Origin of the sequence: Palleronia rufa (genome assembly GCF_000743715.1) — a bacterium.
GTDB lineage: Bacteria > Pseudomonadota > Alphaproteobacteria > Rhodobacterales > Rhodobacteraceae > Palleronia > Palleronia rufa.
In genome coordinates this window covers 18,419-39,226 of sequence record NZ_JQEY01000006.1, presented here as the reverse complement: position 1 = coordinate 39,226, position 20,808 = coordinate 18,419, and the positions used below count along the sequence as shown (strand labels likewise).

Genomic DNA, 20,808 nt, shown 5'->3' with positions numbered 1-20,808 from the left:
CTGCCGTGTAAATCGAAAGCCGGCCCATGAGCGGTCTGGCTCCGGGACTCTATCTGGTGGCGACGCCGATCGGCGCGGCGCGCGACATCACCTTGCGGGCGCTCGACATCCTGGGCACCGCGGATCTGCTGGTGGCCGAGGACACGCGGACCCTGCGCCGGCTGATGGAGATCCACGGCGTGGCGCTGAACGGGCGCCGGGTGCTGGCCTATCACGACCACAACGGCGCGCGGATGCGGCCCCGGATCCTGCAGGCGCTGGAAGAGGGGCAGTCGGTGGCCTACGCCTCCGACGCCGGGACGCCGATGGTGGCCGATCCGGGCTATGCGCTGGGCCGCGCCGCGCGGGGCGCGGGCCATGCGGTGACCGCCGCGCCCGGCCCGTCGGCCGCGCTGGCCGCGCTGAGCCTCTCGGGCCTGCCGACCGACCGGTTCCTGTTCGCGGGGTTCCTGCCGCCGGGATCGGGGGCGCGGCGGCGGGTCCTCGGGGAGCTCGCGCGCGTGCCAGCGACGCTGGTGTTCTTCGAGGCGCCGCAGAGATGTTCGCAAAGCCTTAGGCAAATTCTGTCAGTGCTGGGAGACCGGGAGGCGGCGCTGTGCCGGGAATTAACGAAACGGTTCGAAGAGGTTCGCCAGGGGCGCCTGTCCGAGCTACTGTCGGGGGCGGAACTGGATCCGCCCAGGGGGGAGATCGTGCTGGTCATCGACCGCGACCGGGAGGTGCCCGGAGAGGACGCGATCGCCTCCGCCCTGGGGGAGGCGTTGAAGGAGTTGAGCGTGAAGGACGCGGCGAAGATGGTGTCGGAAGCGACGGGCGCCGCGCGGCGCGATGTCTACCAGATTGCCCTGAGGCTGGGACGGGAGGGATGAGGATGCGGCACGCCCCGGATCCGCGCCAGCGCGCCTTCGATTTCGGAACGCAATCCGGCGGCGTCGCCGTTCTGGAGCGCGTGACGGGGCGCGCCGGGGGCGGCGTTCGCAAGCCCGGCTCCGAACGCCGCGGTGGGCCCTCCAGCGGCCGGGCGGCCGGCGGCGCGACGGCCCATTGGGGCGGCCTGGCTGCCGAATCGCAGGTCGAGCGCCACTATGCGGACCGGGGTCTGTCGCTCGCCGCGCGGCGCTGGCGCGGCCGGTCGGGTGAGATCGACCTGGTGTTCCGGGACGGTCCGGAGGTCGTCTTCGTCGAGGTCAAGAGAGGGGCGACCCACGACCGGGCGATCGAGCGGCTGTCCCGACGGCAGACCGCCCGGCTCTTTGCGGCAGGTGAGGAATTCCTGGGCGATGAACCGGCGGGAAGCCTGACGCCGGCGCGGTTCGACATCGCGCTGGTCGATGGCTGCGGTCTGATCTCGGTCATCGCCAACGCATTCCTCTGATCCGGGGCGGTCGGGCCGCTTGCTCCTTTGCGGACCGCGGTCCACAGAAGGGGCGTGGCTTGCCGAGGAGACCCAGATGGCCCTGACCGTTGCCTTCCAGATGGACCCGATCGAGGCCGTCGACATCGATGCCGACAGCAGTTTTCGGCTGGCCGAGGCGGCACAGGCCCGCGGTCACCGTCTTCTTGTCTATACGCCCGACACGCTGGCCTGGAAGGACGGCCGGGTGGTGGCGCTTGTGCGGGATCTGGAGGTGCGGCGGGTCCGGGGCGGTCACGCGATCCTGGGCGACCGGCGCGAGATGGACCTGTCCCAGGCCGATGTCGTCTGGCTGCGTCAGGATCCGCCGTTCGACATGGGCTACATCACCAGCACCCATCTCCTCGACCGGCTTTCCGGGACGACGCTGGTGGTCAACGACCCCTTCTGGGTGCGGAACTACCCCGAAAAGCTGCTCGTGCTGCAGTTTCCGGACCTTATCCCGCCCACGCTCATCGCCCGCGACCTGGCGCAGCTGCGCGCCTTCAAGGCCGCGCATGGCGACATCATCGTCAAGCCGCTCTACGGCAACGGCGGCGCGGGCGTCTTCCGGCTGAAGGAAGGCGACGGCAACCTCGCGTCCCTCCACGAGCTCTTCGCCGGCATCAACCGGGAGCCGCTGATCGCACAGAAGTTCCTGCCCGCGGTATCGGCGGGCGACAAGCGGGTGATCCTGGTGGACGGAGAGCCGGCGGGCGCGATCAACCGTGTGCCGCAGGCCGGTGAGACCCGCTCGAACATGCATGTGGGCGGGCGGGCGGAACCGGCGCGTCTGACCGAGCGCGACCGCGAGATCTGCGCGGCCATCGGCCCGCTCCTGCGAGAGAAGGGCCAGGTTTTCGTCGGGATCGACGTGATCGGCGGGTTCCTGACCGAGATCAACCTGACCTCGCCAACGGGCATCCAGGAGATGGAGCGATTCGCCGGGACCGACATCGCAGGCCGGATATGGGACGCCATCGACGGTCGTCTGCGGTGACCGCAGGCGTCGCCGCACAGGGTCCGGACGCCCCGGCGCCTCACTTCGACGATACGAGCGGCTATCCGGATCTGACATGGGATCCCAGCCGAGATCCTGGACCGATGTCGGTCGCCGGTCCCGTCTGTCGCGACCGAGAGCCGGCTAGGCCGGCGCGACCCATCCACGCGCCGCCGCCGATCCCCTGCTCCCCGGTTTTCGCGCAGGTCGTGCTCTGGAGTGCCCAGACCGGCTGCCCATGGCGCGATCCACTGGCGGAGTCCGGAAGACGGAATTCGGTTCACGCTGAGGGTGCAAAAAGGGGGGCCGGAACCGGGCCACCGGACGTTCTCGCGGCGGCATGACCACCACGGCTCTGACCGGCGCGCTCGGCGATATGATCGACCTCAGCTCGATGACCTGCGTGGCAGCCCTGTTTCGGCGGGCTGTCCCATGGCCGGTTCCTCGCGGATCGCGTATTCGACGCGAATCGGCGGCGCGATGCGCTGACCGGCGCCGGGATCTCCCGGACGAATTCGACCGATACCCCTGAAAACGGTGGCATCCGATCGAAAACTCCTTGGGAAAGGTGAAGGAATACCGGGCCATCGCCACGCGCCGCTGCACGACAGGCGACAGCTTCGGCACATCCATCTCCACCGCCGCGACACCCATCAGGCCGGTCAACACGCCCTAGTTGAACGAACACAGCCGGTAGGACAGGGCCTCTGCGATGTGGTCGCTCTCGACCCGGTCGGAGGCATCGAGATCGGCGATGGTGCGGGCCACGCGCAGGATGCGGTGATAGCCGCGCGCGGAAAGCCGGAACCGGTCGGCGGCCTTGAGCAGCAGCGCCTTGCCTTCGGCATCGGGGGCGGCCACGGAATCGAGGAGGCCGTTCGCCGCGTCGGCGTTGGTGTCCACCCCGGGTGCGTCGGCATAGCGGGCGGCCTGGACGCGGCGGGCGGCGGCCACGCGCAGCGCGACGGCGGCGGAGGTCTCTCCCGACGGTGCCATGTCGAGATCGGCGACGCCGACCGGCGGGATCTCTACCCTGAGGTCGAACCGGTCCATCAGCGGACCCGAGATCCGGCCCAGATAGTCGTCGCCGCACTGCGGCGCGCGGCTGCAGGCGCGCGCCGCATCCGCCAGATGGCCGCAGCGGCACGGATTGGCCGCGGCCACCAGCAGGAATCGGCAGGGATAGCGCACATGGGCGTTGGCGCGGGCGATGACGACCTCTCCGCTTTCGACCGGCTGGCGCAGGGTCTCCAGCACCGGGCGGGCGAATTCGGGGAATTCGTCCATGAAGAGCACCCCGTTGTGAGCCAGGCTGATCTGGCCGGGCTTGGCGCCCTTCCCGCCGCCGACGATGGCCGGCATGGAGGCGGTGTGATGCGGCTCCTGGAAGGGGCGCGTGCGGGTCAGCCCCCCCTCGTCGATCAGCCCGGCGAGCGAGTGGATCATCGAGGTGTCGAGCGCCTCCCGCGGCGACAACTGCGGCAGAAGTCCGGGCAGGCGCCGGGCGAGCATGGACTTTCCCGCCCCCGGAGGACCCACCAGGATCAGGTGGTGCCGTCCGGCCGCAGAGATTTCGAGCGCGCGTTTGGCGCGGTCCTGACCGCGCACGTCGATCAGATCGGCACCGCTGCCGCCGGTCGTGACCTCTCCGGGCTCCGCCGGGGTCAGCAGGCAGCGGCCGGTGATATGGGCGATGGCGCGCTCCAGGCTGTCGGGCGCCAGCACCGTGGCGTCCGCGACCCACGCGGCCTCTGCCCCCGAGCCCTTGGGGCAGATCAGCGCGCGGCCGTGGCCGGCGGCATGCATCGCGGCCGGCAGCGCGCCGACCACCGGCACCAGCGCCCCGTCGAGCGAGAGCTCGCCCATCGCGGTCATGCCCTCCACCGCGTCGCGCGGCAGGATGTCGATGGCGGCCAGGAGCGCCAGGGCGATTGGCAGGTCGAAATGTGCGCCCTCCTTCGGCAGGCCCGCCGGCGACAGGTTCACCGTGATCCGCCGCGACGGCAGGGCGATGGAGAGCGACTGGAGGGCCGCGCGGATCCTGTCGCGCGCCTCGTTCACCGCCTTGTCGGGCAGGCCGACGATGGAAAAGGCCGGAACGCCCGGGCTGAGGGCGCACTGGACCTCGACCTCTCGGGTCTCGATGCCTTCGAAGGCCACGGAGTAGGCGCGCGCGATCATGGTCAATCGCTATGCCGCCCGGCTTTAGGATCGGTTAACGGCCGCCTCCGACCTGCCCGCAACCATGGCCATGAAGGCCGGCCAGGCTTCGGGATCTGCTGCGGTCTTGTCGCGGCAGATGGCGTTGCAGAACCCCCAGACCCGGCCGTCCATCACCAGCATGTGCGTGGGCGCGCGGCCGGAATAGGGGCAGGCGTCGTTCTGCGGTGTATCGTGACAGGCGCGGGCGGGACGCGGTGCGGGACCGGGCCAAGGGCGCCGCGGATGGTCGCGGCGATAGACGGTCTCATGCCGGTCGGGGCCCCAGGGCACGTCGGTGACCTGTCCCAGCGCGCGGAAGCGGCGAAAGCCGGGATCAGAGAGGTGCCGGGCCACATAGGCGGCAGCGCGGTCCGGGACCGGCAAGCCGTAGCCCGCGATCCGCGCCGCGACCGGGGCGAAGAAGGCGTCGGCTGCGCAATAGCCCCCGCACAGCCACGGCCCGCCGGAGCGGTCCAGCGCGTCCTCCCAGATCAGGGCGATGCGGGCAAGGTCGGCGGCAAGCTCCGGCGGCACCGGCACATCGGCATAGGCGGTGCGCAAAACCATGGGACAGAGTGTCCGCAAGGTTGTGAAACCTGCGTGCATTTCGGCGGCCAGGGACCGGGCGAGGGCGCGCAGCGTCGGGTCCTTGGGCCAGATCGCGGCCGCCGGGTGGCGCGCGGCCAGTTCCTCGGCGATGGCGATGCTCTCGCGCACCTCGGCGCCATCGTCGCAGAGCAGGAACGGAACGCTGCGGGCCGGCGCGTGGCCGATCTGCGTGGCAAGGTCCGGGGTCTGGTAGAACGTGCACCAGGTGACCCGGACAGGCAGGTCGAACCGATCCGCCAAAAGCCAGATCCGCATCGACCAGGAGGAGTAGCCGGGTTCGCCGAGAAACAGATGATGTGTCATCGGTCGAGCCTGCCGCAGCCGGGCGCGCGGGTCCAATCAGGATCCGTGACCCGCGCCATCACCGCGCCGAGCGGTCGATTAGGCCGTTCGACGCGCATTGCAACATTTCGCTGGAACTTTCTTCCCGGTTGTTCGTAGGTGCTTCGTGTACGCTCGGTAACACGTTGTTCATACGGCACCACACGCACGCAACGAATCATCTGTCCTGGGGGTAAAGAACGTGGCTTTCGATGGATTTTCCGACCAGACCCTGTCGCGGCGCGCCATGCAGGCAGAGTTGCTCGATGCCGAAACGGAGCTGAGACTGGCCTATGCCTGGCGCGACGAACGCGACGAGGCCGCGCTGCACCGGCTGATTACCGCCTACATGCGCCTGGCGATCTCCATGGCGGCGAAGTTCAAGCGCTACGGCGCGCCGATGAACGACCTGATCCAGGAGGCGGGGCTGGGACTGATGAAGGCCGCCGATAAGTTCGACCCGGATCGCGGCGTGCGGTTTTCGACCTACGCCGTCTGGTGGATCAAGGCGTCGATCCAGGACTACGTCATGCGCAACTGGTCGATGGTGCGCACCGGGTCAACATCGTCGCAGAAGTCCTTGTTTTTCAACATGCGCCGGGTACAGGCGCGGCTGGAGCGTGAGGCCGCGTCGCGGGGCGAGCGGCTCGACCGCCACCAGATGCGGCACATGATTTCCGTGGAGGTCGGCGTGCCGCTCCACGACGTGGAGATGATGGAGGGGCGTCTCGCCGGCTCGGACTTCTCGCTGAACGCCACCCAGTCGACCGAGGACGAGGGGCGCCAGTGGATCGACGCGCTGGAGGACGACAGCGCCCAGGCCGATGAAACCGTCACCCACGCCAAGGACATCGACACGCTGCGGGTCTGGCTGGTGGACGCCATGAGCCAGCTCAACGACCGCGAGCGCTTCATCGTCCGCGAGCGCAAGCTGCGCGATCAGCCGCGCACCCTGGAAAGCCTTGGCACCGAGCTGGGCCTGTCCAAGGAGCGCGTGCGCCAGCTTGAGGCCGCGGCCTTCGGCAAGATGCGCAAATCGCTCGAAACCCAGTGCGCGGAAGTGCGGAACTTCCTATCCTGAGGGTTCTGCGCCCGTCCGTTGCGACAGGCATTTCGGTGCTTGCCGGCGCCGCCCTGGCGATCGGGGCGGCGCCGTCCTTTTCCGAGGCACTGACCGCGGCCGAGGTTCCGTTGGAGGCCGATATCGTCGTGATGGGCGAGGCGCATGACGCGCCCGCCCACCATGCCAACCAGGCCGCCTGGGTCGCGCGGATGGGGGCCGCGGCCGTGGTGTTCGAGATGCTGCCGGAGGCGCTGGGCCCCGTGGCGATGGCCGGGCGCGGGTCCGCGGACCTGGGCGCCGCACTGGACTGGGAGGCGCGGGGATGGGGCGATTTCGATGCCTATGCGCCGATCTTCGCCGCGGCCGGGGACGCGCTGATCCTCGGCGCCGAGGTTGGAGCGCAAGATATATCCCGCGCGGCATCGGACGGCGCGGCGGCGGTGTACCGGGGACCGGACCTGGGGCTGGAGACGTCCTTGCCGCCCACCGTGCAGGCGGAGATGGTGGCAGAGCAGGACGCGGCCCATTGCGGGTTGCTGCCAGAGGCATTGCTGCCGGGCATGGTCGAGGTGCAGCGGCTGCGCGACGCCGCGCTGGCGGCGGCGGCCCTGGAGGCGCTGGACCGGACCGGCGGCCCGGTGGCTGTGATCACCGGCAACGGCCATGCGCGCACCGACCGGGCCGTGCCGGCGCTGATCGCCCGGGCGCGCCCGGACCTGTCGGTGACCGCCATCGGGCAGGGGACCGGCGGCCCCCCGGACGCGCCGTTCGACGTCTGGGTGGACGGTCCCGTTCCTCAGGGCCGCGACGGCGACCCCTGCGCCGCACTCCGGTGAGCTTGCCCGTCCCGCGGCCCCGCCCTAGGGTCCGCCCATGCTGACGGGCAAACGCATCCTTCTGATCATCGGCGGCGGCATCGCGGCCTACAAGTCGCTGGAGCTGATCCGCGGCCTGACCCGCGCCGGGGCTCTGGTCACGCCGGTGCTGACCCGGGCGGGATCGGAATTCGTCACGCCCCTGTCGGTCTCGGCCCTGGCCGGGGAAAAGGTCTATTCCGACCTGTGGGATCTGACCGACGAGGCCGAGATGGGCCATATCCAGCTGTCCCGCGTCGCCGATCTGGTGGTGGTGGCGCCGGCCACCGCGGATCTGATGGCGAAGATGGCCGCGGGGCTGGCGGACGATCTGGCCTCGACGCTGCTGCTGGCCACCGACACGCCCGTTCTGATCGCCCCGGCGATGAACGTAAGGATGTGGCAGCATCCGGCGACGCGGCGGAACCTGTCGGCGCTGACGGGCGACGGCATCGCCGTGGTCGGCCCGGCGGTGGGCGACATGGCCTGCGGCGAGCACGGGCCGGGGCGGATGGCGGAACCCGCCGACATCCTGGCGGCGGTGACGGCGCGGTTGTCCGGCGGGGCGCTTTCGGGGCGGCATCTGCTGATCACCAGCGGACCGACCCATGAGCCGATCGACCCGGTGCGCTATATCGCCAACCGCTCGTCCGGCGCCCAGGGCGCGGCCATCGCGCGGGCGGCGCTCGCGCTGGGCGCGCGGGTCAGTTTCGTGACCGGACCGGCCGCCGTGGCGGCGCCCGACGGGGTCGAGGCGATCCGGGTGGAGACCGCGCAGCAGATGCTGGAGGCGGTGACGGCAGCGCTGCCCGCGGATGCGGCGATTTTCGCCGCAGCGGTGGCGGACTGGCGGGTGGCCGGGCCGTCGGGATCGAAGATCAAGAAGGGGCAGGGCGGGTCGCCGGTGCTGGAGTTCACGGAAAACCCCGACATCCTGGCCCATGTGGCCGGCATGGCGGAGGGGCGCCCGCTGCTTGTGGTGGGCTTCGCCGCCGAAACCGACGACGTGACCGCCAACGCCACCGCCAAGCGCGCGCGCAAGGGCTGCGACTGGATCCTGGCCAACGACGTGTCTCCGGGCTCGGGGATCATGGGCGGGGCGGAGAACGCGGTGACGCTGATAACCGGCGACGGGGCAGAGGACTGGCCGCGCGCGGGCAAGGATGCGGTGGCCGCACGGCTGGTCGCCCGGATCGCGGAGGCGCTGGCATGAAGGTCGCGGTGACGCGCCTGCCCGGCGCCGACGCGGCGGTGCCGCTGCCCGATTACGCCAGCGCCGGGGCCGCGGGGGCCGATCTGCGCGCCAACCTGGCGCCCGGCGACCGCGCGGCGGGGGTGACGCTGGCACCCATGGCGCGCGCGGTGATCCCCACAGGGCTGGCCGTGGCGCTTCCGAAGGGAACGGAGATGCAGATCCGTCCGCGCTCGGGCCTTGCGGCGCGGCACGGCCTGACTCTGGTCAACAGTCCCGGTACGGTGGATGCGGATTACCGCGGCGAGGTCGGCGTGCTGATGGTGAACCTCGGCGCCGACCCGGTGACGATCGGCCACGGGGAGCGGATCGCGCAGGCGGTGGTCGCCCCAGTGATGCGCGTCGCGTTCGAGGCGGTCGAGGCCCTGCCCGGCACGGCGCGCGGCGCAGGCGGCTTCGGCTCGACCGGGCGGGGCTGATGGCGCTGGTCCTTTTTCTGGCGGCTGTGATCTGGGTCGCGGGGGGGCGGATGGGCTGGCCGCGCCAGGCGCGGACGAACGCGCTGGGCCTTCTTTACGTGCTGGTCCTGGCGCTGACGATCCTGCTGCCGGACGGCAGCGGGCTGCGCCGGGCACTGGGCGGCGGGTTCGCGGAATGGTTGGTGCTGGGCGGCGCCGCGGCGCTGATCCTGCTCTACCGGGCGGGGCTGGCGCGCGTCAGGGAGCGGGTCCGCCCGGAGAACCGGCCGGCGGAAGTCGCGCCCGGCGCGTTCGCCGGAGGAGAGCTGGACCGCTACGCGCGCCACGTGGTGCTGCGCGAGCTGGGCGGAACCGGGCAGCGGCGGCTGAAAGAAGCCCGCGTGCTGGTGGTGGGGGCGGGGGGCCTCGGCTCTCCGGCGCTGCTCTATCTTGCCGCGGCCGGGGTGGGGCGGATCGGCGTCATCGACGACGACTCCGTGGAGGCGACGAACCTGCAACGGCAGGTGATCCATACCGACCAGCGGATCGGGATGCCCAAGGTCTTCTCCGCTGAGGCGGCGATGCGGGCGCTGAACCCGTTCGTGGACGTGCGGCCCTATCACCGGCGGCTGACGGAAGAGATCGCCGGCGACCTGGTGGCAGAGTACGATCTGGTGCTGGACGGCTGCGACGATCTCGACACCCGCTACGTCCTGAACGCGGCCTGTGTGGCCGCGCGGGTGCCGCTGGTATCGGGCGCGCTGAGCCAGTGGGAGGGTCAGCTGACCACCTACGCGCCCTTTGACGGCACGCCCTGCTATGCCTGCGTCTTTCCCGACAAACCCGCGCCGGGACTGGCGCCAAGCTGTGCGGAGGCGGGCGTCCTGGGGCCCCTGCCGGGGATCATGGGCGCGATGATGGCCGCCGAGGCGGTGCGCGAGATCACCGGGGCGGGGCGGGGGATGCGCGGGCGGATGGCGATCCATGATGCGCTCTGGGGCGAGCACCGCGAGATCCGCCTGTCGCGGCGCGCCGGGTGTCCGGTCTGCGGATCCGATTGAGCGCTGGCGCGCACGCCAGGTCTTGCAGCGCGAGCCGCTGCCCGCGCCGCAATAGGGCCCTTGCGCAAACGAAATCAGAATGGCCTGCAACGCGCCGGGCCGTCACCGCAGGGCGCGCCATCTGGCGAAGCGCGGTCTGCGCTTGGCGGTCGGGTTGCGCCGCGCTGTTTCTCTTTGTGTTCTTTCACCTGTTTGGCCCGCTTTTTCTGGGGCTTGTCAGCAGGAGTTCCCGTGGCCGGCTCGGCCGCTGACGAAGGCGTGCAGCTCCGGGTCGGTACTGGCGCGCCCGTCCCCGGCGGCTCGGACCCCCCCGTCTCTGGGGCCTCGAACAGCCCCGCCGTGCCGGATCGCCGAAGCCAAGGTCGACGGGTCCGCGAACGCCGCAGAGTTCGCGGATCATGAAGGCGCGGGTGACCTGTATGGGGAGTGGTGGTCTGGAAAACGTACGTGTCGCGCTCCCGCAAGATGATCTGCTTGAGCGGACGGGGCATGGCGGAGGCATACCGGGTCGGTCGGCCCCGGCTGATCTGCTGTCGTGCGAATTGCCGGTGCACGTCGCCTTGCCCGCCGCGTCCACGGTTGCGGCGTCGAAGAAGTTCCGCCCGGCACGGCAGAGCGCTGGGATTTTCAGAAGATCAGATCATCGGGCATGGGCGCTTTTGACGGGCGGCCCGTAGTGCCAGGCAAAAGGGCGGGTGCATCTGCCGATCTCGGGACATTGTCTTGCGACGCGGTGCCGGGCAGCGGACAGCACCGCCATCAAGCTCGAGGGTGAAGGCGAATGCAATGCACGCAAGCATGGCGGCCCCAACCGCCGTGTCTGGCGCAAGACCTGCATCGGGATGGAAAAGCAGACACAGCACACCGGAGCGGTCGAGATCGCCGGCAGCCGGGGACGCACCGAAGTTGCCTCATCTGCTGAACCGGAGATGGCGCATACGTCTCGCGCAGATACCGCAACGGGCCGATGGTCACCTGTCTGAACGGATCGGCAAAATCCACGTCGCGTCAAAGACGGCCCAGGGCGCTCCGCGCATCCATGTCGGAGTGGCTAATCAGGGATTCAGTGTCGGTCGCAAGCCGGTCGAAAGACATATGAGAGCGGCGGCTTTGCTTGGCGTCCGCCATCGTGAAGGCACGCGCCCCACGATCCGGGGTGATCGGGTTCGACTGGCCAATGATCTGGTCAACCGGAATTTCGGGGCTCACGCGCCAGATCGACCAATGGTGGCAGACATCACTTACGGTCCGACCTGGGCAGGCTTCAACCGCGGGTTTGTCGTCCCGGGTGCCGGGCCGCGCTGCATTTGGGCTGGTCAATGGGCCACGACCTCTAGGTGCAGCTGGTTAGTGATGCCATGAACATGGCGATCGGTCGGCGGCGGCCATGGGACGTCTCCCGCCATGCCGACCGGAAATCGCAACTCGTCCAGCGGGCAATCCTGCCACCGGCAGGGATGCCGATCCACCTCACCGTTCGGCCCGCGCTGCAAGAACGTCCGCGTCCTTTCGATGGGATCGGTTAGCGATGCCGACGACAATGCCCCTCTCGGCAGATCACGCTGCAATCGCCTGGCGGGCAGCGCATATGCGAGAGCTTCTTCACCACGCTCGAATGCACGCTGCTCGGCTCCGCACCAGGGCAGACGCGCGCTGGCCGTCTTCGAGTTCGTCGACGGCCGGTACAATCCGAGCCGCCGCCATCCGGCCCTCGGCGACAACTCACCCATGGGACTGGAAAGGCGCGCGCAAATCCAGCTAAATTCCGCTACCGGTTACCTGTCCACGAAGCGGGGAGGACTCCCCTTCTTGCCGTCCAGATCGCGCAGGTGAGCATCGTAGTAGTTGCGCGGACCGGGTGTGCAGTCGTCCGTGCCACCCCCCTAGAGCGCGGCCGCATGAAACGCGCGCATGTCTGCGGCGTCGGGGGCATGGAACACGGCCCGCGTGCCCTTGCGGCCGTCATGGGGAGTGAGGGCAAAGAGCGTGGTCCGCCGTCCGCACCTGCACGCTCGCCTTCCTCCGCTAACGCGCAATGCATGCCGATCGTCGCGAGCACGGCGTCGCAGAACCGGCCTGCTACGGCAAGATCGTTGGTCCCAATGCCAACGCCCGACAACATCCGGTCACCCCATAAGTCAGTAGAGCGTTGCGCGCTGGCGGGCGGGCAGAGCGCGGTCGTAACCTTCCGCGTCGAAATCCTCGGAGGTCGCGCGCAGCATGGCCCCCGCGCTCGGCAGCGTCGAGCGGTCCACATGCGCCTCCGGGGACCACAGCCCGGACCGCAGTACCGCCCGTCCGCACTGGAAGAACACCGCGTCAATCGCGATCACCAGCACCGTGACGGGTGCCTTGCCGTCTACCGCGAACGAGGCGAGCAGGTCGGGGTCGGTCGAGATGCGGGCGCGCCCATTCACGCGCAGGGTCTCGTTGCAGCCGGGGATCAGGAACAGCAGCGCCACGCGCGGGTCGCGCACTACGTTGCGCAGCGTGTCGATGCGGTTGTTGCCCCGCCGGTCGGGCAGCGCGAGCGTCCAGTCGTCCACGACCTGCACGAAGCCTGCGCCGTCGCCTCGGGGCGACGCGTCGAGCCCCTGCGGTCCGATGGAGGCAAGCGTGCAGAACGGGGACGCCTCTATCATCGCACGGTAGGGCGCGTTCAGCCGCACGATCTCTTTGGCCACCGAAGGCGCCGTCGGGGCGGCGTAGAGCGCATCCAACTCCGCTTCTGAGGTGATCGTGTGGGGCGGGATGAGAGTGGTGGCATTGGACACTGACGGACCTTCCGGACAGACATTGCCCACAAGGGCTAGCATCACGCGGCAGGAATGTCGCCCACTCACCCGGGTCCGTTGGGTGCACATCCAAAACGCGTTCGAGCACGTCCCGATCGGGTGTTATCATGGAACTCAGGCTGATCTGACCCATCGGGAACGGATTGCCGATGTCACCCGACCATAGTCATCCGTTGCGCTCAACTGAGACATTGCCGCTCTGGTCCATTTGATTGAAAGCGGCGGCATGACCCCGATGGACTGGCCCTCCCTGGCGCCTCAAGTCGCCCTTGCGGATCGCCTGTTCGGCGCGCGCGGTGCCAAGATGCTCGGCGTGTGGCTCCACGAGCAGGCCGCGCGGATCACGGACCCCGCCTTCGCGCGCCTGTTCTCGGATCACATCGACCTGCCGGGTGTAGCGCCGGGCGACTACAACCACCGCCTCGTCCGTGCTGGCAGGGGGCGGCTGCTCGGCGGCGTCCGGTTCTACGGAAAAGACCTTGCGCGGCCCTTCGTTGAGGTCGTAGCGCACGACTTCGAGGATTGGGAGGCGCTATGCTCCTGCGTGGCGGCGGAATGGACGGCCTTCGCGCCGCTCCATCTCCGCACGCTCGTCGCGCCCAGCGCGGCGCTTACGCCGGGCGCCCGCATCGACATGGCCATTCACGCCGCCCGCTACGGCGATATGGCCCCGCCGGACGGCCGCGTCGCGCTCGCTCCCTTCGCGGATGCCGAGGACGCCGTCGCAACGGTGTCCGCAAAGTACGAGGAGCTGACCAGGACCGAGCCGGCGCTGGCGCGAAACATCTCGGCGGCGGATGCGGACGAGCTGCGGCGCTGGCACCGCGAAGGCCGGATTCAGGCGATCCGTGCGATGGTGGATTGCACCGAGCGAACGGTCGGCCTGCTAGCCGCGGCCCCGGGCGCGGTGGAGTGGATCGAGGGCGACGAGGTGAACGAAGAGGTCGTCTTGCGCGCCTTCAACGGCCAAGGGTTCGCGGCCTTGGCCCAGAGGGCCTGGGCCGCCCGCGCCGATCTCGATCCGGGCCGCCTGCTCATCGGCACGATCGACGGGCTGAACACCGCCTCGCGCCGCTCCGCGCTGCGGGCCGGACGCGAAGCGGTGCTGGACTATGCACTCCTGCCCGTGGGTCGTTAAGGCGAACCCTCTCAGGACACCTGGCAAGGAACCGCATGCTCGTCACATAGGGGTCGTCCGCGGCCTTCGGAACGCTTCCGTGGGCAGGTCTAGAACCTACTGAAACGACTTTTCAAACCAAACGTACAGCCGACCGGCGTGGCCAAAAATCGGAATCCATGTGGCGCGTTTCGAAATGAGGTGGTGGACCCTAGCGGGATCGAACCGCTGACCTCCTGCATGCCATGCAGGCGCTCTCCCAGCTGAGCTAAGGGCCCTCGATCTGCCCGTTGGGGCAGCATCGCGCTGTCTCTAGAAGACGTCGGGGACGGGTTCAAGGGAAAAACCCGGCAGCAAGGCGGCTCAATCGTCGTTGCTGTCGTCCGCGACGTCCGCGATCTCATCCAGGGACACGTTGTCGTCGTCTTCGTCGTCCAGAACGTCGTCGCCCAGATCGACATCGGCATCATCGTCCTCTTCCAGAACGACGTCCTCTTCCTCTGTCTGGTCCTTCTTGCTCGACTTGTCTTCCTTGTCGGCCAGCATGGTCCGGTTGCTCTTGCCGGTGTCGAGGGGCACGACCTCGCCCGAATAGGGCGAGACGACAGGGTTGCGGTTGAGGTCGTAGAAGCGCTTGCCGGTGGTCGGGCAAATCCGCTTCGTTCCCCAGTCTTCCTTGGGCATGGCCACACTCTTCCGATCGCTGATTTTCGGGATCGCCGTCCACTGCCACAGGCCCGGAGGGGTGTCAAAGGCTTTCGCGGCGATGCGGTGCGGGATAGGATGACGCATGACCGCCGCCACCCTTCCGCTTCGTACCCTTCCGGGCGATCCTCCGCTCCGGATCGTGCTGAAAGCCTCTGCCCGGGCGCGGCGCGTCACGCTCAGGGTATCCGCGCTCGACGGGCGCGTGACGCTGACCCGGCCCTTCGCGGTCAGCGATGCCGAGGCGCTGGAATTCGCCCGCGCCAAGGTGCCCTGGCTCCGGGCGCAGATCGCGCGGTGCGTCGAACCCCGGCAGGTGGCGCCCGGCGCGGTGCTGCCGGTCCTGTCGGTGCCGCACAGGGTCGTCGAAGGCGCGCCCGGCATCTTTGCCGGAGAGGTCCGCGTCCGGGCGGGCAGGGCGGCGGGGCCCCAGGTGGCGGGGATGCTGAAGGCCCTGGCGCGGGACCGGATCGCCGAGGCGGCGGCGCGGCACGCGGGCCGGGTCGGGCGCACGCCGGGGCGGCTGAGCCTGCGCGACACGCGGTCGCGGTGGGGCTCATGCTCGTCCCATGGGGATCTGATGCTGTCGTGGCGCTTGATCATGGCGCCGGCGCCGGTGCTGGACTACGTCGTGGCCCATGAGGTCGCGCACCTTGTCCGGATGGACCATTCGCCGGCCTTCTGGGCGGTGGTGGCCCGCCTCTGCCCCGACTGGCGCGTCCACCGCGGATGGCTCCGCCAGCATGGCGCCGCCCTGCATGCCTGGCGCTTCGAGGCGCCGGACAGACCGGGCGGGGGCGCCCGCGGATGACAACGCCCATGGCGCCCGCCACGCGGCCCGATCCCGCGCAGACCCAATCCGCCCATGACCGCGTCTATCGCCAGCTGCGGACGCGGATCATGCATGGAGAGATCCGTCCGGGTCAGGCGCTGACCCTTCGCGGGATCGGCGCCGAATACGGTGTGTCGATGACCCCCGCGCGTGAGGCGGTACGGCGGCTGGCGGCGGAAGGCGCGCTGTCGCTCAGCCCGTCGGGCCGGGTTTCCACGCCGGAGCTGTCGGCCGAGCGGATCGAGGAGTTGGCCGCCCTGCGCGCGCTGCTGGAGGTGGAGCTGGCCAGCCGCGCGCTGCCGCGCGCACACATGGCGCTGCTCGACCGGATGGAGGCGCTGAACGGTGCGATCGCGGAGGCGATCGTGAAACAGGACGCCGTGGCCTACATCCGCCTGAACCTGGAGTTCCACAGGATGCTCTATCTCCGCGCGCAGGCCCCGGCGATGCTGGCCATGGCCGAAACCGTGTGGCTTCAGCTTGGCCCGACCATGCGCAGCCTCTATGGCCGGCTGAACCGGACCCGGCCACCGGGCGGGCATCGCCTTGTCATCGCGGCGCTGCGGGCGGGGGACGAGCCCGGCCTGAGGCTGGCCGTGCGGTCCGACGTGACCGGGGGGTTGCGGCTGATCCTGGCGGGCGACGCGGGATAGGCCGAGGTCTCTTCGCGGCAGTCCGGGCTGCGGCACCCGCCTGTTCGGGGGCAGATCCGCCGCCATGCAGGGCCCTGACGGGCCATTTCTCAGGCGTGGATCGCGCCGTCGCCGCAGGCAAGCGCCGCTTCGCGGACCGCCTCGGAATAGGTGGGGTGGGCGTGGCAGGTTAGGGCCAGATCCTCCGCAGAGGCGCCGAAGCTCATCGCCACGCAGATCTCGTGGATCAGGTCCCCCGCCATCGGGCCGATGATATGGGCGCCCAGGATCCGGTCGGTCTCTTGATGCGCCAGGATCTTGACGAAACCGTCGGCGGCAAAGTTGGCCTTGGCGCGGCCGTTGCCCATGAACGAGAACTTGCCGACCTTGTAGGGCGTACCGGCCTCTTTCAGCGCGTCCTCCGTCTGGCCGACGCTGGCGACCTCCGGGTGGGTGTAGATCACGGCCGGGATCACGTCGTAGTTCACGTGGCCCGCCTTGCCGGCCAGGACCTCGGCGACGGCCATCCCCTCGTCCTCGGCCTTGTGGGCGAGCATCGGGCCAGCGATGGCGTCGCCGATGGCGTAGATCCCGTCGACGTTCGTCTTCCAGTGCTTGTCGGTCCTGACCTGGCCGCGATCGGTGGTTTCGACACCCAGATCCGACAGTCCAAGCCCGTCCGTGTAGGGCAGGCGCCCCGTCGCCACCAGCACGGCGTCGGCCTCCAGCGTGGCCTCGCTGTCGTCCTTCCTGATCGTATAGGCCACGGTCGCCTTCTTGTTTCTGACCGCGACCTCCTGGACCGCGGCACCCAGAACGAAGGTCATCCCCTGCTTGGACAGAAGTTTCTGGAACTGCTTGCGCACGTCCATGTCCATGCCGGGGGTCACCGTGTCGAGGTATTCTACCACCGTCACATCCGCGCCCAGACGCGCATAGACAGAACCCATCTCCAGCCCGATGACGCCGGCGCCGATCACCACCATCTTCTTGGGAATCTTCGACAGCTCAAGGGCGCCGGTGGAGGTGATGACGATCTCCTCGTCGATCTCCACGCCCTTCAGGGGCGCCGTGACCGAGCCGCTGGCGATGACGATGTTCCTGGTTTCATGCACCTCGTCGCCGACCTTGACCTTGCCGGGTTCGGGGATCTCGGCCCAGCCCTTCAGCCAGTCGACCTTGTTCTTCTTGAACAGGAACTCGACACCCTTGGTGTTGGTCTCGATGGTGCTGTCCTTGTAGCCCAGCATCTCCTTCCAGTCGACGGAGGGCGACTTTCCCTTCAGGCCCATCTTGGCAAAGTTGTGCTCTGCCTGATGAAGCATCTCGGTGGCGTGAAGCAGGGCCTTGGACGGGATGCAGCCGACGTTCAGACAGGTGCCGCCCAGGGTCTCTCGCCCCTCGACGCAGGCGGTCCTGAGTCCCAGTTGCGCGCAGCGAATGGCACACACATAGCCGCCGGGGCCGGATCCGATGATGATGACGTCATAGCTGGACATGGATGATCTCCTGATCGGTTGGAGCCGTCATATCAGGGCGGCCGTGAGCATCAACATGGTAGCGCCCCAACCCGTTGCCCAGATGATCGACCGCCAGGGCACCCAGCCGAAAGCATAGGCGGGAACATAGAGGATCCGGGCCAAGAGGTAGACCCAGGCGCAGAGCACAGTGAACGGTGTGGACTGCCGGGAGACGGCAATCGCCATCACGGCGATGGCGAACAGGATCAGCCCCTCGAAATGGTTCGACAGCGCGCGGCCGAGACGCCCCGTCAGGACCGACACCTGACGCTCCAGCGGCGCCTCCGGCCCCTGGGGATCGCGCGGGCCGAGCGTCTTGCGCAGGCCAAGGTCGAGGTTGGCGGGAACGGCGTAGAGCACGAATTGCAGACCCTGGAGCAGCCCGGCAAGCACCAGCACAAGAAGTTCCGGTGTCATGTCGGCACCCGTTCAGGCGGTGGCAAGGAAGTGCGCCGTGTGGGTCTGCAGATGGTCCGCCAGCGCCGATGTGTTCGCCAGCCAGGCATCGGCGCGGTCGCGGTCGGCGACGCCGAAGAGCGCCCAGAGCCGGTCGGGGCTGTCCACGTCCTCCCACAGCTGGAGCTGCGTCAGTCCGGCCTGGTTGCGGGAGTCCCGCGTCTGGTCGTAGGCCGCGCGAAAGGCCGACCGGTCGTGTGTGTCGAGACGCAAAAGAAGCTGCATGTCACTGATCCCTCCCGGAATTTCGGAGTTCGAACTGAACCACGCGCGTTCGGGCCTGTCCAGTCAGGTCCGGCAGACCAGCGGGGCGGCAAGCAGCGTGTCCGCGTAGCGCGCCCCCTGCTCGGCGGTGCGCGCCGCGATCTCGGCGCGGGGCCGTTCGGCCCAGCGGCAGTCGGACTCCCGCGCCACCTGCGCGCGCGCAAGGGCGATGCGTGTGTCCAGGTCCCTCGGCTCCCGCGGATCGAACAGAAACAGATGCCAGCGCGCCCCGCCCCCGGCCGTCTCCGTAGAGGCGGTGTGGCGCACGGCGACGTCGCGCGGGACGGGCGCGGTACAGGCGGCCAGCAGCGGCAAGAGCGCAAGGCCCCTCCAGATCCGTGTCATGAAAGATGTCCCCTTTGCTGCGCGATACGCAGGAACTGCGCCATGGTCGCGAAGAGGACGAACCACCCCAGCATCGCGGCCCATCGTGTGGGATAGCCCATCACCGCCGTGCCCCAGAGCACGGCCGCGGAGAAGAACCCCAGAAACAACAGCGCAGACAGCACCGCGCGGCGGTCGCCCTGCCAGGTCCAGACGGCGGTCAGCGTCGCGGCGGCCCCGACCAGCACCGACAGGACGGCAACGCCCGGATCGGGACCGACCGACGCGCCGCGAAAGACGCCGGAGACCACATAGGCAAGCTGGCTCACGCCGATGAGCGCGTAGAGCCCGATCAGGATCCACAGCCACAGAGGACGCCGCATGGCGGCCTACAGGTCCATGAGCAGGCGGCGCGGATCTTCCAGCGCCTCTTTGACCCGAACCAGGAACGTCACCGCGCCCTTGCCGTCCACGATCCGGTGATCGTAGCTGAGGGCAAGGTACATCATCGGGCGGATCGTGATCTGACCGTCCACCACCATGGGGCGCTCCTGTATCTTGTGCATCCCCAGGATGCCCGACTGCGGCGGGTTCAGGATCGGCGAGGACATGAGAGAGCCGTAGACGCCCCCGTTGGACATGGTGAACGTGCCCCCCTGCATCTCGTCCATCTTCAGCTTGCCGTCGCGGGCCTTCTTGCCGAGCGCGCCGATCTCCTGCTCGATCTCGGCAAAGCTCTTCTGGTCGGCGTCGCGCACGACCGGGACGACCAGCCCGTTCGGCGTGCCGACGGCCACACCCATGTGGACGAAGTGCTTGTACACGACCTCGGTGCCGTCGATCTCTGCGTTGACCTCGGGGACTTCCTTCAGGGCATGGCAGCAGGCCTTCGCGAAGAACGACATGAAGCCCAGCTTGACGCCGTGCTTCTTCTCGAACAGCTCCTTGAACTCGGCCCGGAGCGACATGATCGCGGTCATGTCGGCTTCATTGTAGGTGGTCAGCATCGCGGCGTTGTTCTGGGCGTCCTTCAACCGCTTGGCGATGGTCTGGCGCAGCCGGGTCATCTTGACCCGTTCCTCACGGTCGGCGTCCTGGGCGGGAGAGGGCGCGCGCCTGGGCGCCTCGGACTTCGACGCATCGGACGCGCCGGACGATTTCGCCTTCGGAGTGCCGCCGGACCCGACCGCCTTGAGGACGTCCTCCTTCATGATGCGGCCGTCCTTGCCGGTGCCGGTCACGTCGTCGGGGGACAGGCCCTTTTCCTCCATCAGCTTCTTGGCCGATGGCGCGTCCTCACCGGTGCGGCCGCCCTGATCCTTGCCGCCCTGCCGGTCGGGATCCTCTGTCGTCTCCGGCGTGCCTTCGTCCTTGGAGTGGGGCTTGCCGCCGCCGCCGCGGGTCATGACCGCAAGCTGGCCGCCGGCTTCCACCGTCTCTCCCTCTTGCTTGAGGATCCTGGTCAGCGTCCCGGCCGCCGGCGCGGGCACCTCCACCGACACCTTGTCGGTCTCCAGTTCGGCCAGCATCTCGTCGGCCTCGACGCTGTCGCCTTCCTTCTTGAACCAGGTCGCGATCGTCGCCTCGGACACGCTTTCGCCCAGGGTCGGGACCATGACCTCGACCTCCTCGCCGGAGGCGTCGTCGTCGTCTTTCGCATCGTCTTCCGCCGCGGGCTTGTCAGGGGACCCCCCGTCGTCGCCGGACGCGCTCTTCTTGTCGGCGGCCTTGTCCTCGTCCTTGCGGGGCGCGGTTTCCTCCGGTCCGGCGGCGCCGGCCTCCGCGATATGCGCCAGAAGCGCGTCCACCCCCACGGTCTCTCCCTCCTGGGCGACGATTTCGTCCAGGGTGCCGGCCGCGGGGGAGGGCACCTCGACCGTGACCTTGTCGGTCTCCAGCTCGCAGAGCATCTCATCGGTCTCGACGCTGTCGCCGGGCTTTTTGAACCAGGTGGCGACCGTGGCCTCCGACACGGATTCGCCCAAGGTGGGCACGCGGACTTCGGTCATG

General features: G+C 69.1%; 22 protein-coding genes, 1 tRNA gene and 1 pseudogene. 13 read left to right on the top strand and 11 right to left on the bottom strand.

What is annotated here, in order from left to right:
• The first annotated feature begins 26 nt into the window (after positions 1 to 26).
• The 3 genes from rsmI (at position 27) to gshB (ending at position 2,393) form a co-directional block, all read left to right on the top strand.
• Positions 27 to 869 (top strand): 16S rRNA (cytidine(1402)-2'-O)-methyltransferase, encoded by an 843-nt coding sequence (gene rsmI, locus KW83_RS09775; RefSeq protein ID WP_036177964.1) that lies wholly within the window; start codon positions 27 to 29, stop codon positions 867 to 869.
• Between the two features lie 2 nt (positions 870 to 871).
• The gene (locus tag KW83_RS21750; RefSeq protein ID WP_081904550.1) at positions 872 to 1,375 is read left to right on the top strand and encodes a YraN family protein; all 504 of its coding nucleotides are present in this window, start codon (positions 872 to 874) and stop codon (positions 1,373 to 1,375) included.
• Positions 1,376 to 1,457: 82 nt separating this feature from the next.
• Positions 1,458 to 2,393: a glutathione synthase gene (gshB, locus tag KW83_RS09765; RefSeq protein ID WP_036178205.1), complete on the top strand. Its 936-nt coding sequence runs from the start codon at positions 1,458 to 1,460 to the stop codon at positions 2,391 to 2,393.
• A gap of 672 nt (positions 2,394 to 3,065) precedes the next feature.
• Here the strand turns inward: gshB and KW83_RS09760 are convergent.
• On the bottom strand, positions 3,066 to 4,574 hold the full coding sequence (locus KW83_RS09760) for a YifB family Mg chelatase-like AAA ATPase (RefSeq protein WP_036177962.1): 1,509 nt from the start codon (positions 4,572 to 4,574) through the stop codon (positions 3,066 to 3,068).
• A gap of 24 nt (positions 4,575 to 4,598) precedes the next feature.
• Positions 4,599 to 5,507: a glutathione S-transferase gene (locus tag KW83_RS09755; protein WP_036177960.1), complete on the bottom strand. Its 909-nt coding sequence runs from the start codon at positions 5,505 to 5,507 to the stop codon at positions 4,599 to 4,601.
• A 220-nt stretch (positions 5,508 to 5,727) separates the two neighbouring features.
• On the opposite strand from KW83_RS09755, the gene KW83_RS09750 reads away from it, so the two are divergent.
• The 7 genes and pseudogenes from KW83_RS09750 to KW83_RS21925 all read left to right on the top strand — a co-directional run bounded on the left by KW83_RS09750 (position 5,728) and on the right by KW83_RS21925 (position 11,515).
• Positions 5,728 to 6,606 carry an RNA polymerase factor sigma-32 gene (locus KW83_RS09750; protein WP_036177958.1) on the top strand — a complete coding sequence of 293 codons (879 nt, stop codon included), beginning with the start codon at positions 5,728 to 5,730 and terminating at the stop codon, positions 6,604 to 6,606.
• Positions 6,607 to 6,641: 35 nt separating this feature from the next.
• Complete coding sequence (locus tag KW83_RS09745) at positions 6,642 to 7,424, top strand: ChaN family lipoprotein (protein ID WP_235191401.1); 783 nt, start codon at positions 6,642 to 6,644, stop codon at positions 7,422 to 7,424.
• A gap of 37 nt (positions 7,425 to 7,461) precedes the next feature.
• The gene (gene coaBC, locus KW83_RS09740) at positions 7,462 to 8,655 is read left to right on the top strand and encodes a bifunctional phosphopantothenoylcysteine decarboxylase/phosphopantothenate--cysteine ligase CoaBC (RefSeq protein WP_036177956.1); all 1,194 of its coding nucleotides are present in this window, start codon (positions 7,462 to 7,464) and stop codon (positions 8,653 to 8,655) included.
• Positions 8,652 to 9,113 (top strand): dUTP diphosphatase, encoded by a 462-nt coding sequence (gene dut / locus KW83_RS09735; protein WP_036177955.1) that lies wholly within the window; start codon positions 8,652 to 8,654, stop codon positions 9,111 to 9,113. The genes coaBC and dut overlap by 4 nt, the downstream gene beginning before the upstream one ends.
• Entirely contained in the window at positions 9,113 to 10,153 is a 1,041-nt protein-coding gene (locus tag KW83_RS09730) for a HesA/MoeB/ThiF family protein (protein ID WP_036177953.1), read from the top strand. Before dut ends, KW83_RS09730 begins: the two co-directional genes overlap by 1 nt.
• Before the next feature lie 746 nt (positions 10,154 to 10,899).
• Positions 10,900 to 11,080: pseudogene (locus KW83_RS21440) on the top strand (IS5/IS1182 family transposase); the annotation flags it as partial.
• On the top strand, positions 11,060 to 11,515 hold the full coding sequence (locus KW83_RS21925; protein WP_081904548.1) for an IS3 family transposase: 456 nt from the start codon (positions 11,060 to 11,062) through the stop codon (positions 11,513 to 11,515). The pseudogene KW83_RS21440 and the gene KW83_RS21925, both read left to right, overlap by 21 nt.
• A 776-nt stretch (positions 11,516 to 12,291) precedes the next feature.
• On the opposite strand, the gene KW83_RS09720 is transcribed toward KW83_RS21925, so the two are convergent.
• A complete protein-coding gene (locus KW83_RS09720; protein ID WP_235191400.1) occupies positions 12,292 to 12,927 on the bottom strand; it encodes a pyridoxamine 5'-phosphate oxidase family protein in 636 nt (211 codons plus the stop codon).
• A 256-nt stretch (positions 12,928 to 13,183) separates the two neighbouring features.
• Between KW83_RS09720 and KW83_RS09715 the strand changes: the two genes are divergently transcribed.
• Positions 13,184 to 14,086 (top strand): hypothetical protein, encoded by a 903-nt coding sequence (locus tag KW83_RS09715; RefSeq protein WP_161785477.1) that lies wholly within the window; start codon positions 13,184 to 13,186, stop codon positions 14,084 to 14,086.
• A gap of 181 nt (positions 14,087 to 14,267) precedes the next feature.
• Here KW83_RS09715 and KW83_RS09710 read toward each other — a convergent pair.
• Together KW83_RS09710 and KW83_RS09705 are read right to left on the bottom strand one after the other, a co-directional pair.
• A tRNA-Ala gene (locus KW83_RS09710) sits at positions 14,268 to 14,343 on the bottom strand.
• An 85-nt stretch (positions 14,344 to 14,428) separates the two neighbouring features.
• Entirely contained in the window at positions 14,429 to 14,749 is a 321-nt protein-coding gene (locus KW83_RS09705; protein ID WP_036177950.1) for a TIGR02300 family protein, read from the bottom strand.
• 106 nt (positions 14,750 to 14,855) lie between these two features.
• On the opposite strand from KW83_RS09705, the gene KW83_RS09700 reads away from it, so the two are divergent.
• Positions 14,856 to 15,581 (top strand): M48 family metallopeptidase, encoded by a 726-nt coding sequence (locus KW83_RS09700; protein WP_036177949.1) that lies wholly within the window; start codon positions 14,856 to 14,858, stop codon positions 15,579 to 15,581.
• Positions 15,582 to 15,589: 8 nt separating this feature from the next.
• Positions 15,590 to 16,255 (top strand): GntR family transcriptional regulator, encoded by a 666-nt coding sequence (locus KW83_RS09695; RefSeq protein WP_036177947.1) that lies wholly within the window; start codon positions 15,590 to 15,592, stop codon positions 16,253 to 16,255.
• Between the two features lie 89 nt (positions 16,256 to 16,344).
• Here KW83_RS09695 and lpdA read toward each other — a convergent pair whose 3' ends face one another.
• The 6 genes from lpdA to odhB all read right to left on the bottom strand — a co-directional run bounded on the left by lpdA (position 16,345) and on the right by odhB (position 20,807).
• On the bottom strand, positions 16,345 to 17,733 hold the full coding sequence (lpdA, locus tag KW83_RS09690; RefSeq protein ID WP_036177945.1) for a dihydrolipoyl dehydrogenase: 1,389 nt from the start codon (positions 17,731 to 17,733) through the stop codon (positions 16,345 to 16,347).
• Positions 17,734 to 17,760: 27 nt separating this feature from the next.
• Entirely contained in the window at positions 17,761 to 18,171 is a 411-nt protein-coding gene (locus KW83_RS09685; protein ID WP_036177943.1) for an MAPEG family protein, read from the bottom strand.
• Between the two features lie 12 nt (positions 18,172 to 18,183).
• A complete protein-coding gene (locus KW83_RS09680; RefSeq protein WP_036177941.1) occupies positions 18,184 to 18,435 on the bottom strand; it encodes a hypothetical protein in 252 nt (83 codons plus the stop codon).
• A 63-nt stretch (positions 18,436 to 18,498) separates the two neighbouring features.
• Positions 18,499 to 18,819 (bottom strand): hypothetical protein, encoded by a 321-nt coding sequence (locus KW83_RS19150; RefSeq protein WP_051928412.1) that lies wholly within the window; start codon positions 18,817 to 18,819, stop codon positions 18,499 to 18,501.
• A complete protein-coding gene (locus KW83_RS19145; protein WP_051928411.1) occupies positions 18,816 to 19,181 on the bottom strand; it encodes a hypothetical protein in 366 nt (121 codons plus the stop codon). The genes KW83_RS19150 and KW83_RS19145 overlap by 4 nt, the downstream gene beginning before the upstream one ends.
• Before the next feature lie 6 nt (positions 19,182 to 19,187).
• Positions 19,188 to 20,807, bottom strand: a complete 1,620-nt coding sequence (gene odhB, locus KW83_RS09670; RefSeq protein ID WP_036177937.1) for a 2-oxoglutarate dehydrogenase complex dihydrolipoyllysine-residue succinyltransferase — start codon at positions 20,805 to 20,807, stop codon at positions 19,188 to 19,190.
• Position 20,808: the final 1 nt, after the last annotated feature.

Coding starts and splice junctions, on each gene's coding strand:
- rsmI (WP_036177964.1), top strand. CDS start 27: ATGAGCGGTCTGGCTCCGGGACTCTATCTGGTGGCGACGCCGATCGGC.
- KW83_RS21750 (WP_081904550.1), top strand. CDS start 872: ATGCGGCACGCCCCGGATCCGCGCCAGCGCGCCTTCGATTTCGGAACG.
- KW83_RS09760 (WP_036177962.1), bottom strand. CDS start 4,574: ATGATCGCGCGCGCCTACTCCGTGGCCTTCGAAGGCATCGAGACCCGA.
- KW83_RS09755 (WP_036177960.1), bottom strand. CDS start 5,507: ATGACACATCATCTGTTTCTCGGCGAACCCGGCTACTCCTCCTGGTCG.
- coaBC (WP_036177956.1), top strand. CDS start 7,462: ATGCTGACGGGCAAACGCATCCTTCTGATCATCGGCGGCGGCATCGCG.
- dut (WP_036177955.1), top strand. CDS start 8,652: ATGAAGGTCGCGGTGACGCGCCTGCCCGGCGCCGACGCGGCGGTGCCG.
- KW83_RS09730 (WP_036177953.1), top strand. CDS start 9,113: ATGGCGCTGGTCCTTTTTCTGGCGGCTGTGATCTGGGTCGCGGGGGGG.
- KW83_RS09715 (WP_161785477.1), top strand. CDS start 13,184: ATGGACTGGCCCTCCCTGGCGCCTCAAGTCGCCCTTGCGGATCGCCTG.
- KW83_RS09705 (WP_036177950.1), bottom strand. CDS start 14,749: ATGCCCAAGGAAGACTGGGGAACGAAGCGGATTTGCCCGACCACCGGC.
- KW83_RS09700 (WP_036177949.1), top strand. CDS start 14,856: ATGACCGCCGCCACCCTTCCGCTTCGTACCCTTCCGGGCGATCCTCCG.
- KW83_RS09695 (WP_036177947.1), top strand. CDS start 15,590: ATGGCGCCCGCCACGCGGCCCGATCCCGCGCAGACCCAATCCGCCCAT.
- lpdA (WP_036177945.1), bottom strand. CDS start 17,733: ATGTCCAGCTATGACGTCATCATCATCGGATCCGGCCCCGGCGGCTAT.
- KW83_RS09685 (WP_036177943.1), bottom strand. CDS start 18,171: ATGACACCGGAACTTCTTGTGCTGGTGCTTGCCGGGCTGCTCCAGGGT.
- KW83_RS09680 (WP_036177941.1), bottom strand. CDS start 18,435: ATGCAGCTTCTTTTGCGTCTCGACACACACGACCGGTCGGCCTTTCGC.
- KW83_RS19150 (WP_051928412.1), bottom strand. CDS start 18,819: ATGACACGGATCTGGAGGGGCCTTGCGCTCTTGCCGCTGCTGGCCGCC.
- KW83_RS19145 (WP_051928411.1), bottom strand. CDS start 19,181: ATGCGGCGTCCTCTGTGGCTGTGGATCCTGATCGGGCTCTACGCGCTC.
- odhB (WP_036177937.1), bottom strand. CDS start 20,807: ATGACCGAAGTCCGCGTGCCCACCTTGGGCGAATCCGTGTCGGAGGCC.